We start from the raw sequence: 17,863 nt of genomic DNA, 5'->3' as shown, positions 1-17,863 counted from the left end.
AAGCATGATGACTGAGGATCACTGGAGCCCTCATCCTGAGGAGCCGCGTCACGCGGCATCTCGAAGGATGCTCCAGATCGCGCCGGAACCACTTGCTGAAGCATCCTTCGAGACGCGAGCCTGACGGCTCGCTCCTCAGGATGAGGACTGAGAAAAATCGTCCTGTTCATATTCGGCTCAGCCCCACCTGCCTATTCCAGCCCCAGAAATGCCCGGATCGGCCAGCATCGCTGCCCGACCATTCAAGAGACAGACCGATGCACCGCCGCTCCGCCCTGCTTCTCTTCTGTGCCGGCGCCCTCCTCGCCGGTTGCGCCGCCGAGCCGCGCCGCGAGGGCCCGCTCGATGCACGCATCGTCGAGCGGCTGAACGCCGTCACGCTCGATCCGGCGCAGGCCGGCCGCATCCTCAATGCCTATCGCGTCAGCCTCGGCCTCAATCCGCTCAAGCCCGACCCGCGGCTAATGGCGATGGCCCAGCGGCAGGCCGACGCGATGGTCGCAAAGAACAGCCTCTCCCACGATGCCGGCGGCAGCTTTGCCTCCCGGGTCGAGGCGGCGGGCCTCGATTCCGCCCGCGTCGCCGAGAACCTCGGCGGCGGCTATTATTCGACCGAGGAAGCTTTCGAAGGCTGGCGGACATCGCCCGGCCATGACGAGAACCTGCGCATGAAGGAGGCGACGCGTTACGGCATCGCCCTCTCCAAGGACCCGCGCACGAGCTATCGCGCCTGGTGGGTTCTGGTCGTGGCGGCCGAGCCGGAGGTCCGGCGCGAAATGGGCGCATCCGCCCCGGCGCAAACCATGTGGTTCGGGAACAACGCGCGCCCGGTGCGGTAAAGACGTCTGACGGATTCTCGTCATTGCGAGCGAAGCGAACCAGTTCAGAGAGATCGGGCTAAAAGGATCGGCCCAGTCCCTCTGATTGCTTCGTCGCTGCGCTCCTCGCAATGACGCGCATCTGTATCGAAGGAAATCCCATCTTTACAAACGCCCCCATCCGGTGATGGCTCTGGTCTTTCAAGCGGAGCCATCACCATGACCTTCGAAGCCTGGGCTACTTTCGCCGCCGCCACGGCGGTTCTCCTCGTCATTCCCGGACCGACGATCCTGCTCGTCGTCTCCTATGCGCTCGGCCAGGGCTGGCGCGCCGCGCTGCCCATCGCGGTCGGCGTAGCGCTTGGCGACTTCACGGCGATGACGCTGTCGATGCTTGGCGTCGGCGCCCTGCTGGCGACGTCCGCGACCGTCTTCACCGCGTTGAAATGGATCGGCGCGGCCTATCTGGTTTGGCTCGGCATCAAGCTGTTCCGCGCTGGCGGCTCCCTCGATGCCAAGCCCCGCGAGGACGCCGCGCCCGCCTGGAAGATGCTCGGCCACGCCTGGCTGGTCACAGCGTTGAACCCCAAAAGCATCACCTTCTTCGTCGCCTTCCTGCCGCAGTTCCTCGATGCCAAGGCTGATTTTGGAACGCAGATGCTGATCTTCGAGGCCACCTTCGTCGGCCTCGCCTTCGCCAATGCGTTGGGCTACGCGCTCGTGGCCTCCCGTGCCCGCTCCGTCATCGGCAATCCGCGCGCGATCGGCCTGTTCAACAAAGCCGGCGGCACAGCTCTGATCGGCGCCGGCATCGCGACGGTGGCGATCCGCTCCGGCAGCCACTGAGATCCACATGACTCAGGACAAAGACGCGCAGACACTCGATTTCTACGCGGCTGAAGCGACGGCCTATGCCGAACGACCCCGCGAGGCCGAGCATCGACGCATCGACCTGTTCGTCGAAAAGCTGCCTGCCGGCGCCCGTATCCTCGAGCTGGGCTGCGGCGGCGGCCAGGACAGTGGGGAGATGCTGGCGCGGGGCTTTGATGTCGTTCCCACCGATGGCTCGGCCGAACTGGCGGCAGAGGCGCAAAAGCGTCTCGGCCGGCCCGTTCGCGTCTTGCTGTTTGAAGATCTGACGGAGATTGCCGCTTATGACGGCATCTGGGCGCATGCCTGCCTGCTGCATGCGCCTCGCCCGGCCCTGCCCGGCATCATCGATCTCATTCATACGGCTCTGAAGGCAGGCGGCGTTTTCTATGCCAGCTTCAAGGCCGGGGAGGCAGAAGGTCGCGACGGCTTCGGCCGATATTTCAATTATCTGTCGAAGGACGAGTTGGCTGCGGCCTACGACCCGGCATCGCGCTGGGCGTCACTGGCCATCGATGAGGACATGGGCAGCGGCTACGATCAGATGCCGACGCGCTGGCTCCATGTCCTTGCCGTCAAGCAGGCTTGACCGAAGGCTGCGAGCCACTAACTCATTCCGATCATGAACCGCCGCAAGCTTCTCTCCCTCGCCGCACCTGTTGCCCTCTTCGCTTCGGCCGGCGCGGCGTGGGCGGCGGTGTCCCGCTCGCGCAATCCCTATTACCGAGGGCCGGTTAGCGACCATTTTGACGGCATCGTCTTCGGTGATGGCCGCACCGCGTCGAAAGGCCTGCTTGACGTGCTGCGCTGGCAAACCGGCAAGCGAGACCGGGAGCCCTTCCCTGCTGCCTACCCCACCCCGCCGCAGGACAAGCCGCCGATCCGCGTCGAAGGCGCGCGCATCGTCCATCTCGGCCACGCCTCGTTCCTCTATCAGTTCGCAGGCCTGAATCTCCTGGTCGACCCGGTTCTCTCAGAGCGAGCGAGCCCGTTCTCCTTCATCGGCCCCAAACGCGTGAACCCACCGGGCGTCGCCTTCGACGATCTTCCGCCGATCGATGCGGTCTTGATTACGCACAACCACTACGACCATCTCGACATCGAGACGCTGGCGCGCATCCACCGCCGCGACCGGCCGCGCATGATCATGCCGCTCGGCAACGACACCATCGTCAAGGCCCGTATCCCGGACGCGCGGACGGAAGCCTATGACTGGTCGGACACGGTGGCGCTGTCGGATGCGCTGTCGGTCACGCTGGTGCCGACCTACCACTGGTCGGCTCGTGGCGCCTTCGACCGGCGTATGGCGCTATGGTGTTCCTACATCCTCGAAGCCGGCGGAACGAAGATCTTCCACATCGGCGACACCGGCTATCATGACGGCTCGCTTTATGAGCGGCTCGGGAACGAGCACGGACCGTTCCGACTCGCCGTGCTGCCGATCGGGGCCTATGAGCCACGCTGGTTCATGGCCGACAACCACATGAACCCGGAAGAGGCCGTGAAGGTCATGCTGGCGCTGCGCGCCGAACAGGCGATCGGCCACCATTGGGGCACGTTTCAGCTCACCGACGAGGGCGTGGAGCGCCCGCCGGAAGCGCTGAAGGCCGCGCTCGCCGCCGCTGGCTTGCCGGAAGAGCGCTTCCAGGCCATGAGGCCGGGGCTGAGCTGGGTAGCGTGAACACCTATGTCATTCCGGGGCGGGGCCTGCGCCGAACCCGGAACCTACGACTGGGTACGACCTTTAGAAATCCGACCGCGCGACGGCTCGCCCGGTCGTAGGTTCCGGGTTCGATCCTGCGGATCGCCCCGGAATGACAGCAAAAAGCTACTTCGGCTGAACGTAGACGTTGATCTCGAGGTTCGGGTTACCCGCATCGTCGAGCTCGCTGACATATTCCTCGAGGAACGCGTCCTTCACCGTGATGCTCTTGGCTTCGAGATAGGCGGTGATGGTCTCGTACGTCGAATCGATATCGTCATAAGGCGCCTGATGCAGGAAGCGCAGGGCGGCGCCGGCCGGTGACGTCGCCATCCGGAAATCGGGGCCGAGCGCCGGCGCCTGACCGCCGGGAGCGATCGCGACCGGCAACATCGCCTCGAAGCGGAAGCCGTCATCGGTCGTCTCGACGAACAGCGAAAGCGGGCGTCCCGTCACCGCAAGCCCAGTCCTCTGCGCTTCGACGCGCAGCGCCTTGATGGTATCGGCGAGCTTCTGGAAGCCCTGGTCCCAGGTCGCCTGCCCGGCCAGCATCAGCACCGGCTTCGGCGCGAGCGTGACAGAGGCGACATCGGAACTGTCTGAACCCTTCCCGGTCAGGGTCGCGTTCGCATCCGGCAGACCCGTCTGCTGCTGTTGCGGCACAGGCGGCAAGGGCTGGCCCGGCGCCGGCAGGGTCGGCGGCGGCTGCACCGGCTGCGGCTCAAGCGGCACGGAGGGCGTCGGCGCAGGCTGCACCGGCTGCGGCGTGACGTTTGGCGCGGGCGGAGGAGGCTGCACGGGGTTGGGACCGGGCTGGCCCTCGGGCATGGCTGCAGGTGGCCTCTGATTGGGTGCGGACTGCGCCTGTGCCGGGGCGGCACCGACCGGGGGAGCCAGCGGGCTCGACTGTACGGCGGAGGGCGCCGCGACGGTGCCCTGAGCAAGTGCCGCAGCCGCGAGGGCGACCGTGCCGACGCCGGCAAGAACGGATATCCGGATAGACCGCATCGTGACGCCCCAAGCTCAACGCGATTCGCGCCCTTGCGGCGCAACATAGAATGTCCACATGGACCGACAAGCGGCACGAGGGTGGCTTTTTCACGTCGCCTCGGCCATAGACCGGCAATTGTTGGGACATGTGACGCAATGAACGCCCTGGCACATCGCCGGTTCCTGAAGATGAACGGGCTCGGCAACCAGATCACGGTGCTCGATCTACGCGGCAGCAAGCATGTCGTGAGCACGGCGGAAGCCCGTGCCATTGCGGAAGAACCACGCGCGCGGTTCGACCAGCTCATGGTCCTGCACGATGCCAGGCTCGCCGGCACCGACGCCTATATCCGCATCTACAACACCGATGGCAGCGAAGCCGGCGCCTGCGGCAACGGCACGCGCTGCGTCGCCTGGGCGATGACGGCCGACGCCGAAATGGGCGATGCCACCAAGACCCGGCTGACGCTGCAGACCAAGGCCGGACTGCTCCCGACCTTTCAGGAGAACGGCGACGTCTTCACGGTCGACATGGGCGCGCCCCGGCTCGCCTGGGACGAGATCCCATTGGCCGAGCCTTTTGCCGACACCAGCCGCTTCGAGCTGCAGATCGGCCCGATCGACAATCCGACCCTGCACACGCCCTGCGCGGTCAATATGGGCAATCCCCACGCGGTGTTCTTCGTCGAGGACCCCTACGCCTACCATCTCGAGCAGATCGGCCCGCTGCTCGAAAACCACCCTGTCTTCCCCGACCGCGCCAATATCGAGCTCGCTGCCGTCAAGGCGCCGGACCATATCGTGATGCGCGTCTGGGAGCGCGGCGCCGGCATCACCCAGGCCTGCGGCTCGGGCGCCTGCGCCGTGCTGGTGGCAGCGGTCCGGCGCGAACTTTCGGCCCGCGAGGCGACCGTCAGCCTGCCCGGCGGCGATCTAATTATCGAATGGCGCGAAAGCGACGGCCATGTCCTGATGACCGGCCCGGCGACCTTCGAATGGGAAGGCACGCTCGACCCCGCCTTGTTCGAGACGGCGGCCTGATGCCGCTGGAGGTCGTCACCTTTGGCTGCCGGCTGAACATCGTCGAGAGCGAGGCGCTGCGGCTGAAAGCCGAGGCCGCCGGACTGAAAGACGCCGCGATCGTCAATTCATGCGCCGTCACGGCGGAGGCGGCGCGCCAGGCCCGCCAGGCTGTGCGGCGCCTCAAGCGCGAGCAGCCCGACCGGCCGGTGATCGTGACGGGGTGCGCCGCGCAGATCGAGCCCGCTCGCTTCGCCGCGATGCCGGAAACCGATCTCGTCCTGGGCAATGACGAGAAACTGGATGCCGAGCGCTGGATCGGCCTCGCCCGCTCGAACAGCCTCGGCAGCGGCATCGGGGCGGCGCACGACAAGATCATCGTCGGCGACATCATGGCGCATTCGACGATCCGTCCGGCTCCAACGGGCCGCCTGACCGGCCATACGCGCGGCTTCGTGCAGGTCCAGAATGGCTGCGACCATCGCTGCACTTTTTGCGTCATCCCCTTCGGCCGCGGCAACTCTCGCTCGCTGCCGGTGGCGGAGGTCGTGGCGCAGTGCAGGACCATGATGGAAGGCGGCGCCCGCGAGATCATCCTGACCGGCGTCGACCTGACGAGCTATGGTCGCGACCTGCCGGGAGCACCGCCGCTTGGCATCCTGGCCGGCGCGATCCTGCGCGCACTGCCTGAACTACCCCGCCTGCGGCTCTCCTCGCTCGACGCCGTCGAAGTCGATGACACCCTGCGCGAGCTGATCGCCAGCGAGCCGAGGCTGATGCCGCATCTCCATCTCTCGCTGCAGCACGGCGATGACCTGATCCTGAAGCGCATGAAGCGCCGCCATAGCCGTACCAATGCGATCCGCTTTTGCGCCGAACTCAAGGCATTGCGGCCGGACATCGTCTTCGGTGCCGATCTCATTGCCGGTTTCCCGACCGAGGATGAGACGATGTTCGCCCGCTCGCTCTCGCTGATCGAGGAATGCGGGCTGAGCTTCGTCCACGTCTTTCCCTATTCGGCGCGGCCTGACACGCCTGCCGCGCGCATGCCGCAGCTTTCCGGCACGCTCATTACCGAGCGGGCGGCGCGCTTGCGGGAGGGAGCAGCGGCGGCACAACGACGTCATCTGGCGGCGCGTATGGGGCGGCCCCTGACCGTCCTGACGGAGCGCGGAAACAACGGCCGGGCCGAGGATTTCACGCTGGTCAGGTTTGCCCGACCTGTCGAACCCGGTCTCATCATGCCTGTCATCGGCCATTCCGATGACGGCCGCGCCCTGCTGGCGGCCTGAACGGCCAGCGCAAAAAAGGTTCGGGTCGGCGCTGGGTTTTGCCGCGCGCAGCCGCTCCCGACCTCAGGACACAACCTGGCCCTCGACCCGGTGCACCACGTTGTTGCAATAGCCGCGCGGGTTCCAAGGCGGATCCAGCGGCTGCATTTGCCCGGCCGTATCGCGCGCACGCGCCATGATCGTCACGGCTCCGAGCTCCGCAGCGGTGATATCGAGCGCGAAACGCCGCCATGCGAAGGGGCCCTCGCCTGCTTCCAGCTCCGCCCGTCGCCATGACTGGCCACCATCGGTCGAAATCTCCACGTCCGCGATCGGCATCGCCCCGCTCCAGGCGAAACCCGTCACCGCCAGGGGCTCGCCCATCTTTGCGACGAACCCTGACGCGGGACCGGTGATCATCGACTTCACCGGCATGTCCGTAATGACCGCGAAATCGGCCGGGTCGAGCGATGCGCCGGGCGCCATCGTTCGCACGGGCAAGCGATAATCCGTGCCACGCATCTTCTCGCCGTCATGCTCCTGCGGGCGCAGATCGATGCGGGAGAGCCATTTCTGCCAGGCCGAGCCGGGATAGCCCGGCGCCACGATTCGCAACGGCCCGCCATGCAGGTATGGCAGCGGCCCGTCATTCATCCCGAAGGCGATGAGGGTCTCGGGCGCGAGCGCCTTAGCGATGGGCAGGCCACGCGAGATCGCCTCCTTGTCGGGACGAGCAGCGGGATGGTCCGGGGAATGATGGCCCGTATAGACCGCGCTCGGGCGCGGCATCGAATGCTCCAGAACATCGGCAAGGCGCACCCCTGTCCAGCGCGCACAGCCGACGGCACCAAGCCCCCACTGCAGACCATCGGTCGCCGGCGTGAACTGGCCACGCCCATTACCCGCGCATTCCAGAACCGCCGTGACCGTTACCGTCTGGAAGTGCTGGCGCAGCCCCGCCAGCGTCCAGACAGCCGCCCGTTCGACCTCGCCATCGACCGCCAGCGTCCAGCCAGCCTCGTCCGCAATCTCCGGCAACAGCCCATTATTGCGAATGAAAAACGACTCGACCGGTGTGATGGCGTGGTCGAGTTGAGAGACGGGAGGTTCGGCGTTGAGGGCGGGGTCCTCATGGACATGGAGATCGGGCTTCGCACCGGAGAGCAGAGCGAGTTCGTCTGATCGGCTTGCCAAGGAAGGACCTTCTCTTTGAGCGTCGCAACGCAGGAGAATTATCTTCTAGCAGACCGGTGGGCCGCCCGTCTCTCATGGCGGCCCGGCAACCACCCGGCATCGAGCAGGCTACGCGCCCGAGACCATCTCCTCGCGCAGCGCCCGCCGCAGCACCTTGCCGACATTGGTCTTCGGCAGCGTCTCGCGGAAGAAGATCTGCTTGGGCACCTTGTAGCCGGTGAGGTTCTCCTTGCAGTAGGCCCTGAGCTCGTCGCTGGTCAGCGTCGCATCCTTGCGGACGACGAAGGCCGCCACGACCTCGCCGGAATGCTCGTCCGGCAGGCCGATCACCGCCGCCTCCCGCACGCCGGGATGCGAGGCCAGCACGTCCTCGACCTCGTTGGGATAGACGTTGAAGCCGGAGACCAGGACCATGTCCTTCATCCGGTCGACAAGCTTCACCTGGCCATCCGGCAACAGGATGCCGACATCGCCGCTGCGAAAATAGCCGTCCGCCGTCATGGCGTTCGCCGTCTCGTCCGGCCGGTTCCAATAACCCACCATCACTTGCGGACCTTTGATGCAGACTTCGCCGGCCTCGCCCATCGGCAGGGCGTTTCCTTCGGCGTCGCGGATCGCGATGTCGGTCGAGGGGATCGGATAGCCGATCGTGCCGGTGAATTCGGCGATGTCGGGCCGGTTGATCGTGGCGATGGGCGAGGTCTCAGACAGCCCGTAACCCTCGATGATCGGCTTGCCGGTCACCGCCTTCCACTGCCGGGCGACGGCGGCCTGCGTCGCCATCCCGCCCGCGACCGCGAAGCGCATCTCGCTGAAATCGACCGAGCCGATCCCGGCGTGATTGGCGAGCGCGCTGTAGAGCGTGTTGACGCCCGAAAATAGCGTGAAGCGGGTGTTCTTCAGCATCTTCACGAAGCCGCCGATATCGCGCGGATTGGCGATCAGCAGGCTCTTGGCGCCGATGCGCAGCAGGAACATGCAGCAGCAGGTCAGCGCGAAGATGTGGTAGAGCGGCAGCGCCGTCACCATCACATGCTGATAGTCCGGGCGGCCCTGCGGCGATTCCAGCACCCATTCGAGCCAGAAGCCGGCCTGCTGGACATTCGCCGCGACATTGCGATGCGTCAGCGTGGCGCCCTTGGCGAGGCCCGTCGTTCCGCCCGTATATTGCAGGAACGCGACATCCTCGGGCGCGACCGCCACCGGCGCCATCGCCCCTTTGTGCCGCAGGACATCCCCCAGTTCGAAGGCGCCGGGCAGATCGAACGGCTTCACCGCCTTCTTGACCCGCCGCGAAACGAAATTGACGATCCTGCCCTTGAACCCCATCAGGTCGCCGGGCGTCGCGACGACGATGCCCTCGACCTTCAGGTTCGGCTTCGCCTCCTGCACGACATGGGCGAAGTTCTCGATCACCACCAGGATGCGCGCGCCGGAATCATTGACCTGATGGGTCAGTTCGCGCGCCGTGTAGAGCGGGTTGACGTTGACGACGGTGAAGCCGCCCAGCAACGTGCCGAAGATCGTGACCGGATAGGCCAGGATATTCGGCATCATCAGCGCGACGCGGTCTCCCTTCTTCAGGCCTTGGGATTGCAGCCAGGCCGCGAAGGCTTCGGCGGCGCGAAACGTCTCGGCGAAGCTGATCGCCTTGCCGAAGCTTTCGAAGGCGGGGCGCTGCGCATAGGTCCGGCAGGCGAAGCGGATCAGGTCGGTCAGGGTGCCGATCTTCGCTTCGTCGAGTACCGGCGGGACCGCCGGCGGATAATGCGGCAACCATGGCCGCTCGTCGCGCTGTTGGGCCTGCAAGGCGCCGCTCGCCATTCCGTTCCCTCCGCTTCAGCCTTGGCTGTCCGCCCGCGATGGGAGGGTGCCGGCTTGTTGTTTTGCCACCATAGAGTGCGAAACCGCACGGCCGAGCGCAAGCGTCAGCCTTCGCACCAGAAGGTTTAGATATAAACCTTCTGTCCTCGCCACTGGCAAGCCCAGTCGGCGTTTTGTCCTGCGGTCAAGCGCGGGCGGAAAGACAGGCTCGGTCGCGCCTCACAGGTTTCGCCGCTCTCCACGCAGCGTCGCGAGCCCGATCCCCGCCGCATCGAAGCCGCCATCGACGGCCAGCACCTGGCCGGTGATGTAGCTCGCCTGATCCGAGCACAGGAAGACGATGGAGTTGGCCAGTTCCTCCTCCAGCCCGTAGCGGCCGAGCGGGATCGCATCCCGGTAGTCGGCACGGATCTCGGCGCTGTGGACCGCCTTGGCCATCGCGGTCTCGACCGGGCCAGGCGCCACCGCATTGACGCGGATTCCCAGGCTCGCGAGTTCCACGGCCTGCTGCTTCGTCAGATGCGCCAAAGCCGCCTTCGACGTGCCGTACGCAACGCGAAGCGTCGAGGCGCGGAGGCCCGAGATCGAGGTGATGTTCACGATCGCGCCCCCGCCCTGGTCGGCCATCAACGGCGCGGCGAGTTGCGTCGCCAGGAACGGCCCGCCGAGATTGACCGCGAGTACGCGCTGCCACTCCTCATAAGTCGTCTCAAGCAGCGACTTGAACACCGCCGTGCCGGCATTGTTGACCAGCGCATCGAGCCGGCCGAAACGGGCGACGAGCGTCTTGAACGCGGCCTCCACCTGCTGCGGTATGGCAATGTCGCAGGTCAGAGCCAAGGCGGCATCGGGGTGGGCCAGTCCAGCCGTCGCAGCCTCGACAGCCGGTCCATCGAGATCGAGCAGCGCCACCCGCCAGCCCTCCGCCAGAAAGCGTTTCGCCGTCGCCAGCCCGATCCCGCGCGCAGCGCCGGTGACGAGAACAACCTTTGAAGTCGCGGAAGACATGATGAGGACCCAGCCCGAGGGATTGCGATGCGGTGAGCCGAACGCTAGTGCGGCCGCCACGGCAGGGGCAAGCGCCGCGCGTGGCAAGCGACCGCCCCTCGACAAGCGACCCCCTCTCCTGTATGGCCGCGCTCTCAACTGAAAACAGCGCGCCGTAACGCCCGCGTGTTCAAACGCGATCACGGCAATGGAGAGACTTAAATGAACATCATCGAGCAGATCGATGCCGAACAGATTGCCAAGCTGAGCGAAGGCAAGAGCATTCCCCCCTTCCAGCCCGGTGACACCGTGCAGGTCAACGTGAAGGTCAAGGAAGGCGAGCGCAGCCGCGTTCAGGCCTATGAAGGCGTCGTGATCGCCCGCAATGGCGGCGGCCTCAACCAGAGCTTCACCGTCCGCAAGATTTCCTATGGCGAGGGTGTCGAGCGCGTTTTCCCGCTCTTCTCGCCTAACCTCGATTCCATCAAGGTCGTCCGCAAGGGCAAGGTGCGTCGCGCCAAGCTGTATTACCTGCGCGATCGCCGCGGCAAGTCGGCCCGCATCGCCGAGCGCGTCGAGGCGCGTCCCCCAAAGGCCAACAAGGGCGCTGCCAAGTAAGCATTGGCAAGGAAGTCGCAGGCAGCACCTGCCGGCGACTGTCGGCACCATTCGAGACAATTTGGGAACGCGGCTCTTCGGAGCCGCGTTTTTTCGTTTCGCATACCCCGGTTCGACGCCTCGCCAGATCGATATTCGCCTGACGCATACCAGATTGGATTCCATCTCGTTGTCATGCGCCCCAAAATTATCTAAGTAAGACAATCATTAGCAAGCTATCGAAAATCTCATGGATCGGACACTTCTCCAGGCAGCGTTCACGGGTGAGCTTGTGGCCGTTAACCGCAAGCTCAGGGCCCTGTTCGACGAGCGCGCTCGGGACATGGGGCTGACGCTTGCCCGTGCCCGCCTCCTCGTCGAACTCGCTCGCGAGGATGGTCCCATCCAGTCCGAGCTGGCCGAGACGCTCGAAATCGAGCAACCGACGCTGGTCAGGCTGCTCGATGGGCTGGAACGCAGCGGCATGATCGAGCGCCGCGCCGCCGAGGGAGATCGCCGCGCCCGCCGCATTTTCCTGACGGAGATCTCTCGCGCCCAGGCGCAGGACGTTCTCGCGCTGCTCGTCGAGATCCGTGCGCTGGTCCTGCAGGACATCCCAGACGAGGCGCTTCAATCCGCGCTCGCGGTGCTTCGCCAGACCTCCCGCAACATCGCCGCCGGCCGACGGGCGATGTCATGAGCCTGTCGGACGCCGATCGCCCCGTCGCTCCACCAGCCAAAGCGGCCATCACGCGCGAATGGCTGACCATGCCGGCCTCCCGCGCGGCGGCCTATATGCTCGCCTCTGTCGCGCTGGCCATGACGCAGCAGATCGGCGCCAACATCGTCAACACCAATGTCTACCAGATCCAGGGCGAGCTCGGCGCCACCATCGCCGAGACGAATTGGCTCGTCGCCGCCTACATGGCGCCGAACGTCTCGCTCTCCATCGCGCTGATCAAGATCCGGATGCAATACGGCCTGCGCAACTTCGCCGAGCTGAGCATTGCCGGCTTCGTCCTGGTGGCGCTGTTCAACCTCGTCCTCGTGCATGATTTGCCCTCGGCCGTGGCCGTGCGCTTCATGAGCGGCATCGCGGCGGCGCCGATGTCCTCGCTTGCGTTCTTCTACATGATCGAGCCCCTGCAGCCGTCGCAGAAGTTGACCGTCGGGCTCTCGCTGGCGCTGACGAACACCACGCTGGGCATTCCCGTCACGCGGCTGGTCTCGCCTTGGCTGCTGGAAACCGGCGGCTTCCACGGGCTGACCCTCTTTGAGCTGGGGCTGGCGCTCATCGCCTTCGGCTTCGTCTACGCCCTGCCCCTGGTCACCCCGCCACGGATCAAATGGATCGGCCCGCTCGATATCGTCAGCTATCTGCTGATCGCCATCGGCTTCGGGGCGATCGCGGTCGCCCTCAGCCTCGGCCGCATCTATTGGTGGTTCGAGGCGCCTTGGCTTGGCTGGCTGTTCGCGGTCGCAATCCTGTGCCTGATGCTGGCGGCGATCATCGAGCTGCATCGCCCGAGCCCCCTCATCGACATCCGCTGGCTGACGAGCCCCACCACGCTCTACTTTGCCGGAGCCTTGCTTTTGCTGCGCGTCGTGCTCGCAGAGCAGACCGTCGGCGCCTCGAATTTCTTTCAGGCGCTCGGGCTGCAGAACGAGCAGACCCTGCCGCTCTATGCGGTGATCCTCGCCGCCATCGTCGCCGGCGGCCTGAGTTGCGCGGCCCTGCTGCGGCCCGGCCGGGAAAATGGGTTCTATGCGGCAGCGCTGGCCTGCGTCTGCCTTGGCGCCTTTCTCGACAGCAGCGCGACCAGTCTGACGCGCCCCCAAGACATCTGGCTCAGCCAATCGCTGGTCGCCTATGGCTCCGGATTGTTTCTGCCGGCGGCGATGGCTCAAGGGATGCGCGGCGCGATCGCACGCGGGCCGCTTTACATCCTGAGCTTCATCACGGTCTTCCTGTTCACGCAGAGCATCGGCGGGCTGCTCGGCTCGGCGATCTTCGGCACCTTCATCACGCTGCGGACGAGCTTCCACTACAACGTCCTGGCCGAGCATTTCTCGCTGGCCGATCCGCTCGTCGCCCAGCGCGTGACGCAGCTCGGCGGCGCCTATGGCAAGGTGCTGACCGATGTCACCCTGACCCGGGCCGAAGGCGTCACGCTGCTGGCACAGCAGGCGACGCGGGAAGCGACCGTGCTGGCCTATAACGATGCCTTCCTGCTGATATCGGGCATCGCCGGGCTCGCTCTCGCTGGCGTGCTCATCCAGGTTCTCGTCCTGCGGCTGCGGACGCCGCGCCCCGTACCGGCGTCGATCGCCGCCTGAGCTTTACAGATCATGATCCGGATTTTTCGCTCGCTTTCCACCTATGTCGCCCTTGCGATCGGCCTGATCGGCGTCGCCGTGATCCTCTACGCCTGGCGGCTGCCGCCCTTCGCTAGCGCGGTCGAAATGACCGAGAACGCCTATGTTCGCGGCCAGGTGACGGTGATCGCGCCGCAACTGCCGGGTTATGTGGCGCAGGTGCCGGTGCAGGACTTCGCGATTGTGAAGAAGGGCGACCTCCTGCTTCAGATCGATGACCGCATCTATGCCCAGAAGCTCGAGCAGGCACGCGCCGGGTTGTCCGCGCAGCGCGCCGCACTGGCCAATTCAGACCAGTCGCGCGCTTCCGCCGAGGCCCGCCTGCGCGCCGCCGTGGCCAACGTCGCCAGCTCGGAGGCCGGCCTGCGCACGGCGGAAGCGAACTGGGGCCGTATCTCGCCCTTGCGCGAGCGCGAGGTGGTCACCCAGTCGAGCGCCGACCAGAGCCAGCAGGCGCTCGACCAGGCCCGCGCCTCGCTCGCTGCGACGAGCGCGGCCGCCGAAGTCGCGCGGCAGGATATCCAGACCGCCATCGTCAACCGCCAGTCGCTGATCGCGGCCGTCGAAGGCTCGGAGGCAGCGTTGCATCTAGCCGAGATCGACCTCGGCAATACGCGCATCCTCGCGCCGCAGGATGGCTCGCTCGGCGAGGTTTCCGCCCATATCGGCCAGTATGTCGCCGCCGGAACGCAGCTGATGGCGCTGGTGCCGGAGCAGGTCTGGGTGATCGCGAATTTCAAGGAAACCCAGCTCGCCGACATGCAGGTCGGCCAGAAGGTCTCCTTCACCGTCGATGCTTTGCGGCGCGTGAGGCTGACCGGCACGATCGAGCGTTTCTCGCCCGCGGCAGGCTCTGAATTCAGCGTCATCCGGCCAGACAACGCCACCGGCAACTTCGTCAAGATCGCGCAGCGCGTGCCGGTCCGCATCGCGGTCGACCCCGCCCAAGCCATTGCGGAACGGCTGGCTCCCGGCATGTCGGTGGTTGTCAGCGTCGATACCGCTCAGCCGCCTGCTAAGGGCATGTGACGGTCCCGAGCCCTCATCCTGAGGAGCAGCAGTACGCGGCGTCTCGAAGGATCAGGCTACGCGCTACAAATACGCTGCGTCGGCCCTGCGCCGAACGCCGATTGTCGCGCTTCCTTGGAACTGCTACACGCTAGCTCATGACGCCATGCGTGCATCAGTTCCAGCGCTTCTGCGCCGTGCAGGGAGAAGGCCATCTGCCTCCTCTGCCGACGACGCAGGACTTTGCCGCGCTACATGACCATGCCCGCCTGCCCTGGCGCTTCTTCGGCCGCTTCACGGCCTCGCTCGCAGGCCTTACCGGCGCCTGAGACCGGCCGCTTCGCGCGGCCGGCGACAGGCGATCCGTGATGTCGAGCCGGCCCTGCCGGCTTTCTTGCTTTCCAGCTCAGATTTTTCAGACCGAGACGAAGCCATGACTGCGACCTCCGCACCCCGCACCCTCTACGACAAGATCTTCGACGACCACGTCGTCGACCGACAGGAAGACGGCACCTGCCTGCTCTATATCGACCGCCACCTCGTCCATGAGGTGACGAGCCCGCAGGCCTTCGAGGGGCTGCGCATGACCGGCCGCAAGGTCCGCTCGCCGGAGAAGACGCTGGCCGTCGTCGACCACAACATCCCGACGACCGACCGCTCAAAAGGCATCGCGGAAGAGGAAAGCCGCATCCAGGTCGAGGCGCTGGCCAGGAACGCGCGCGACTTCGGCGTCGAGTATTTCCACGAACTCGACAAGCGCCAGGGCATCGTCCACATCGTCGGTCCCGAGCAGGGCTTCACGCTGCCCGGCACGACCATCGTCTGTGGCGACTCGCACACCTCGACGCATGGGGCCTTCGGCGCGCTCGCCCACGGTATCGGCACCTCGGAGGTCGAGCATGTGCTGGCGACCCAGACGCTAATCCAGAAAAAAGCGATGAACATGCTGGTCCGTGTGGACGGCACGCCCGCGCCCGGCGTCGGCGCCAAGGACATCACGCTAGCGATCATCGGCGAGATCGGCACGGCCGGCGGCACCGGCTCGGTGATCGAATATGCCGGCGAAGCCATTCGCGGGCTCTCGATGGAAGGCCGCATGACGGTCTGCAACATGTCGATCGAGGGCGGCGCCCGCGCCGGCATGGTCGCTCCCGACGAGAAATCCTTCGCTTATCTCAAGGGTCGTCCCAAGGCTCCGCAGGGCGCTGCCTGGGACGCGGCCGTGCGCTATTGGGAGACGCTCCGCACCGACGAGGGCGCGCATTTCGACCGTATCGTCACGCTCGACGCCGCCAATCTGCCGCCGATCGTCTCATGGGGCACGAGCCCGGAGGACGTCATCTCGGTCACCGGCGCCGTGCCCGATCCCGAGCAGATCGCCGACGAGGTCAAGCGCGCCTCGAAGAAGCGAGCTCTCGACTATATGGGCCTGACTGCCGGCACGAAGATGACAGAGATCCCGCTCGACGTGATCTGGATCGGCTCCTGCACCAACGGCCGCATCGAGGATCTGCGCGTGGTCGCCAGGATCGTCGAGGGCAAGACGATCCATGCAAGCCTCGATTACGGCATGATCGTTCCCGGCTCCGGGTTGGTGAAGGAGCAGGCCGAAGCGGAAGGCCTCGACAAGATCTTCCTCGCCGCCGGCTTCGAATGGCGCGAGCCCGGCTGTTCGATGTGTCTCGGCATGAACCCCGACCAGCTCAAGCCGGGCCAGCGCGCGGCCTCGACCTCGAACCGCAATTTCGAGGGCCGTCAGGGATTCAAGGGCCGCACGCATCTCGTCTCGCCGGCAATGGCGGCGGCGGCGGCCCTGACTGGCCGCTTCATCGACGTGCGCACGCTGGGCTGAATGGACAAGCGGGAAGCAAGCGGGGAGTAAGCCATGTCGAACGATCCCCGCGAAGCCGCCCGCGCCGCCGAGGCCAAGGCAGCCCTGAACCGGGTCAACCGCGACAGCGAAACCCTGCTCGGCACCTCGATGGGCCGGGCAGCGGATCATTTTGCAGGAGCGGATGCACCGCAAGGCGATCGCATCGAGCTGTGGGGGCGGCGGATCGGCCGCACCCTGTCGCTGATGGGCGTGATCGTGCTCGCCTGGTGGCTCGGCCATCAGCTGAAGTTCTGGTGAGGACGATGGACGCGTCGGTGAGCGGCAACACGGAGATCGACTGGGACGGCGCCAAGGCGCCGTCGCTCGATGCGTTCGAGGTTCTGGCGCAAGCCGCCTTCGACCGCCTGCCGGACGAATTCCGCGCGCTCTGCGCCGACGTGATCTTCAACGTCACCGAATTTCCGGAGGACGATGTGCTGAAGGAGCTGGAGGCCGAAAGCCCCTTCGACATCCTCGGCCTCTTCTCCGGCGTCGGCCTGCCGCAACAGGGTTTCGGGCCGCAAACCGGCCAGATGCCGAACGTGATCCACCTCTATCGCCGGCCGATCCTCGACTATTGGGCGGAGCATGACGAGAGCCTGGGCTCCGTCGTCACCCACGTCCTGGTCCACGAGATCGGCCACCATTTCGGCTTCTCCGACGAAGACATGGAAGCCATCGAACAGGCGGCCGGCTGACCCCGGCCTTAAAGCAAGGACATCTGAGACCATGCAGCCCTTCACCACCCTGACCTCCACCCCCGCCCCGCTGAAGGTGGTCAATGTCGACACCGACATGATCATCCCCAAGCAGTACCTCAAGACCATCAAGCGCACCGGCCTCGGCTCGGCGCTGTTCTCGGAGATGCGCTACAAGGAGGATGGCTCGGAGAACCCGGATTTCGTGTTGAACCAGCCCGCCTATCGCAAGGCCCAGATTCTGGTCGCAGGCGACAATTTCGGTTGCGGCTCCTCGCGCGAGCATGCGCCCTGGGCGCTGCTCGACTTCGGCATCCGCTGCGTAATCTCCACCAGCTTCGCCGACATCTTCTACAATAACTGTTTCAAGAACGGCATCCTGCCGATCAAGGTCACGCCGGAGCAGCTCGACGCCCTGTTCGACGACGCGGAGCGCGGCTCCAACGCGACGCTGACGATCGATCTCGAAAACCAGACGATCAAAGGCCCCGATGGCGGCGAGATCACCTTCGAGCTCGACCCCTTCCGCAAGCACTGCCTGCTGAACGGCCTCGACGATATCGGCCTGACGATGAAGAAGGAAACGAAGATCGAGGCCTTCGAAGAGAAGCTCAAGCAGCGCGAATGGGCTTGAT

At 65.7% G+C, this 17,863-nt stretch carries 19 protein-coding genes; 15 read left to right on the top strand and 4 right to left on the bottom strand.

Annotation, left to right across the window (positions count from 1 at the left end; all coding sequences use genetic code 11):
* Window positions 1-257 precede the first annotated feature (257 nt).
* The 4 genes from AC1DR6_RS05000 (at window position 258) to AC1DR6_RS04985 (ending at window position 3,369) form a co-directional block, all read left to right on the top strand.
* Entirely contained in the window at window positions 258-839 is a 582-nt protein-coding gene (locus AC1DR6_RS05000) for a CAP domain-containing protein (protein WP_476828085.1), read from the top strand.
* A gap of 198 nt (window positions 840-1,037) precedes the next feature.
* Complete coding sequence (locus AC1DR6_RS04995) at window positions 1,038-1,664, top strand: LysE family translocator (RefSeq protein WP_476828084.1); 627 nt, start codon at window positions 1,038-1,040, stop codon at window positions 1,662-1,664.
* Between the two features lie 7 nt (window positions 1,665-1,671).
* Complete coding sequence (locus tag AC1DR6_RS04990; protein WP_476828083.1) at window positions 1,672-2,277, top strand: class I SAM-dependent methyltransferase; 606 nt, start codon at window positions 1,672-1,674, stop codon at window positions 2,275-2,277.
* Between the two features lie 33 nt (window positions 2,278-2,310).
* Window positions 2,311-3,369: an MBL fold metallo-hydrolase gene (locus AC1DR6_RS04985; protein ID WP_476828082.1), complete on the top strand. Its 1,059-nt coding sequence runs from the start codon at window positions 2,311-2,313 to the stop codon at window positions 3,367-3,369.
* Between the two features lie 147 nt (window positions 3,370-3,516).
* Here the strand turns inward: AC1DR6_RS04985 and AC1DR6_RS04980 are convergent, their stop codons facing one another.
* Window positions 3,517-4,398 carry a GyrI-like domain-containing protein gene (locus AC1DR6_RS04980; protein WP_476828081.1) on the bottom strand — a complete coding sequence of 294 codons (882 nt, stop codon included), beginning with the start codon at window positions 4,396-4,398 and terminating at the stop codon, window positions 3,517-3,519.
* A 138-nt stretch (window positions 4,399-4,536) separates the two neighbouring features.
* Here AC1DR6_RS04980 and dapF point away from each other — a divergent pair, with 138 nt between their 5' ends.
* The gene (gene dapF, locus AC1DR6_RS04975) at window positions 4,537-5,421 is read left to right on the top strand and encodes a diaminopimelate epimerase (RefSeq protein WP_476828080.1); all 885 of its coding nucleotides are present in this window, start codon (window positions 4,537-4,539) and stop codon (window positions 5,419-5,421) included.
* Window positions 5,421-6,692 (top strand): tRNA (N(6)-L-threonylcarbamoyladenosine(37)-C(2))-methylthiotransferase MtaB, encoded by a 1,272-nt coding sequence (gene mtaB / locus AC1DR6_RS04970; RefSeq protein WP_476828079.1) that lies wholly within the window; start codon window positions 5,421-5,423, stop codon window positions 6,690-6,692. The genes dapF and mtaB overlap by 1 nt, the downstream gene beginning before the upstream one ends.
* A gap of 63 nt (window positions 6,693-6,755) precedes the next feature.
* Here the strand turns inward: mtaB and AC1DR6_RS04965 are convergent, their stop codons facing one another.
* The 3 genes from AC1DR6_RS04965 to AC1DR6_RS04955 form a co-directional block, all read right to left on the bottom strand.
* Window positions 6,756-7,865, bottom strand: coding sequence for a sulfite oxidase (locus tag AC1DR6_RS04965; protein ID WP_476828078.1), 1,110 nt, complete (start codon window positions 7,863-7,865; stop codon window positions 6,756-6,758).
* A gap of 108 nt (window positions 7,866-7,973) precedes the next feature.
* Window positions 7,974-9,689, bottom strand: a complete 1,716-nt coding sequence (locus AC1DR6_RS04960) for an AMP-binding protein (protein WP_476828077.1) — start codon at window positions 9,687-9,689, stop codon at window positions 7,974-7,976.
* Window positions 9,690-9,908: 219 nt separating this feature from the next.
* Complete coding sequence (locus tag AC1DR6_RS04955) at window positions 9,909-10,697, bottom strand: SDR family NAD(P)-dependent oxidoreductase (RefSeq protein WP_476828076.1); 789 nt, start codon at window positions 10,695-10,697, stop codon at window positions 9,909-9,911.
* Window positions 10,698-10,898: 201 nt separating this feature from the next.
* Here AC1DR6_RS04955 and rplS point away from each other — a divergent pair, with 201 nt between their 5' ends.
* From rplS to leuD, 9 genes are all read left to right on the top strand, one after another.
* Entirely contained in the window at window positions 10,899-11,294 is a 396-nt protein-coding gene (gene rplS, locus AC1DR6_RS04950; RefSeq protein ID WP_476828075.1) for a 50S ribosomal protein L19, read from the top strand.
* A gap of 229 nt (window positions 11,295-11,523) precedes the next feature.
* The gene (locus AC1DR6_RS04945; RefSeq protein ID WP_476828074.1) at window positions 11,524-11,973 is read left to right on the top strand and encodes a MarR family winged helix-turn-helix transcriptional regulator; all 450 of its coding nucleotides are present in this window, start codon (window positions 11,524-11,526) and stop codon (window positions 11,971-11,973) included.
* Window positions 11,974-12,041: 68 nt separating this feature from the next.
* Window positions 12,042-13,610 (top strand): efflux MFS transporter permease, encoded by a 1,569-nt coding sequence (locus tag AC1DR6_RS04940; protein ID WP_476828438.1) that lies wholly within the window; start codon window positions 12,042-12,044, stop codon window positions 13,608-13,610.
* Window positions 13,611-13,622: 12 nt separating this feature from the next.
* Window positions 13,623-14,678 carry an HlyD family secretion protein gene (locus AC1DR6_RS04935; RefSeq protein ID WP_476828073.1) on the top strand — a complete coding sequence of 352 codons (1,056 nt, stop codon included), beginning with the start codon at window positions 13,623-13,625 and terminating at the stop codon, window positions 14,676-14,678.
* Window positions 14,679-14,827: 149 nt separating this feature from the next.
* Complete coding sequence (locus AC1DR6_RS04930) at window positions 14,828-14,986, top strand: hypothetical protein (protein WP_476828072.1); 159 nt, start codon at window positions 14,828-14,830, stop codon at window positions 14,984-14,986.
* Window positions 14,987-15,090: 104 nt separating this feature from the next.
* On the top strand, window positions 15,091-16,509 hold the full coding sequence (leuC, locus tag AC1DR6_RS04925) for a 3-isopropylmalate dehydratase large subunit (RefSeq protein WP_476828071.1): 1,419 nt from the start codon (window positions 15,091-15,093) through the stop codon (window positions 16,507-16,509).
* A 33-nt stretch (window positions 16,510-16,542) separates the two neighbouring features.
* Window positions 16,543-16,788, top strand: coding sequence for a hypothetical protein (locus AC1DR6_RS04920; protein ID WP_476828070.1), 246 nt, complete (start codon window positions 16,543-16,545; stop codon window positions 16,786-16,788).
* A 5-nt stretch (window positions 16,789-16,793) separates the two neighbouring features.
* Window positions 16,794-17,228: a metallopeptidase family protein gene (locus tag AC1DR6_RS04915; RefSeq protein WP_476828069.1), complete on the top strand. Its 435-nt coding sequence runs from the start codon at window positions 16,794-16,796 to the stop codon at window positions 17,226-17,228.
* Between the two features lie 31 nt (window positions 17,229-17,259).
* Window positions 17,260-17,862, top strand: a complete 603-nt coding sequence (leuD, locus tag AC1DR6_RS04910) for a 3-isopropylmalate dehydratase small subunit (protein WP_476828068.1) — start codon at window positions 17,260-17,262, stop codon at window positions 17,860-17,862.
* Window position 17,863 lies beyond the last annotated feature (1 nt).

The sequence above is a fragment of the Allobosea sp. P5_A5 genome (assembly GCF_056400625.1).
Note: the sequence above shows the minus strand (reverse complement) of the source record. Positions and strands in the feature narration are given on the sequence as shown.

Excerpts from the sequence above, each read along its gene's own strand:
- leuD (WP_476828068.1), top strand. The coding sequence starts at position 17,260 with ATGCAGCCCTTCACCACCCTGACCTCCACCCCCGCCCCGCTGAAGGTG.
- mtaB (WP_476828079.1), top strand. The coding sequence starts at position 5,421 with ATGCCGCTGGAGGTCGTCACCTTTGGCTGCCGGCTGAACATCGTCGAG.
- AC1DR6_RS04945 (WP_476828074.1), top strand. The coding sequence starts at position 11,524 with ATGGATCGGACACTTCTCCAGGCAGCGTTCACGGGTGAGCTTGTGGCC.
- AC1DR6_RS04920 (WP_476828070.1), top strand. The coding sequence starts at position 16,543 with ATGTCGAACGATCCCCGCGAAGCCGCCCGCGCCGCCGAGGCCAAGGCA.
- AC1DR6_RS04980 (WP_476828081.1), bottom strand. The coding sequence starts at position 4,398 with ATGCGGTCTATCCGGATATCCGTTCTTGCCGGCGTCGGCACGGTCGCC.
- AC1DR6_RS04995 (WP_476828084.1), top strand. The coding sequence starts at position 1,038 with ATGACCTTCGAAGCCTGGGCTACTTTCGCCGCCGCCACGGCGGTTCTC.
- AC1DR6_RS04935 (WP_476828073.1), top strand. The coding sequence starts at position 13,623 with ATGATCCGGATTTTTCGCTCGCTTTCCACCTATGTCGCCCTTGCGATC.
- AC1DR6_RS04985 (WP_476828082.1), top strand. The coding sequence starts at position 2,311 with ATGAACCGCCGCAAGCTTCTCTCCCTCGCCGCACCTGTTGCCCTCTTC.
- AC1DR6_RS04990 (WP_476828083.1), top strand. The coding sequence starts at position 1,672 with ATGACTCAGGACAAAGACGCGCAGACACTCGATTTCTACGCGGCTGAA.
- leuC (WP_476828071.1), top strand. The coding sequence starts at position 15,091 with ATGACTGCGACCTCCGCACCCCGCACCCTCTACGACAAGATCTTCGAC.
- AC1DR6_RS04940 (WP_476828438.1), top strand. The coding sequence starts at position 12,042 with ATGCCGGCCTCCCGCGCGGCGGCCTATATGCTCGCCTCTGTCGCGCTG.
- AC1DR6_RS04915 (WP_476828069.1), top strand. The coding sequence starts at position 16,794 with ATGGACGCGTCGGTGAGCGGCAACACGGAGATCGACTGGGACGGCGCC.
- dapF (WP_476828080.1), top strand. The coding sequence starts at position 4,537 with ATGAACGCCCTGGCACATCGCCGGTTCCTGAAGATGAACGGGCTCGGC.
- AC1DR6_RS04955 (WP_476828076.1), bottom strand. The coding sequence starts at position 10,697 with ATGTCTTCCGCGACTTCAAAGGTTGTTCTCGTCACCGGCGCTGCGCGC.
- AC1DR6_RS04960 (WP_476828077.1), bottom strand. The coding sequence starts at position 9,689 with ATGGCGAGCGGCGCCTTGCAGGCCCAACAGCGCGACGAGCGGCCATGG.
- AC1DR6_RS05000 (WP_476828085.1), top strand. The coding sequence starts at position 258 with ATGCACCGCCGCTCCGCCCTGCTTCTCTTCTGTGCCGGCGCCCTCCTC.
- rplS (WP_476828075.1), top strand. The coding sequence starts at position 10,899 with ATGAACATCATCGAGCAGATCGATGCCGAACAGATTGCCAAGCTGAGC.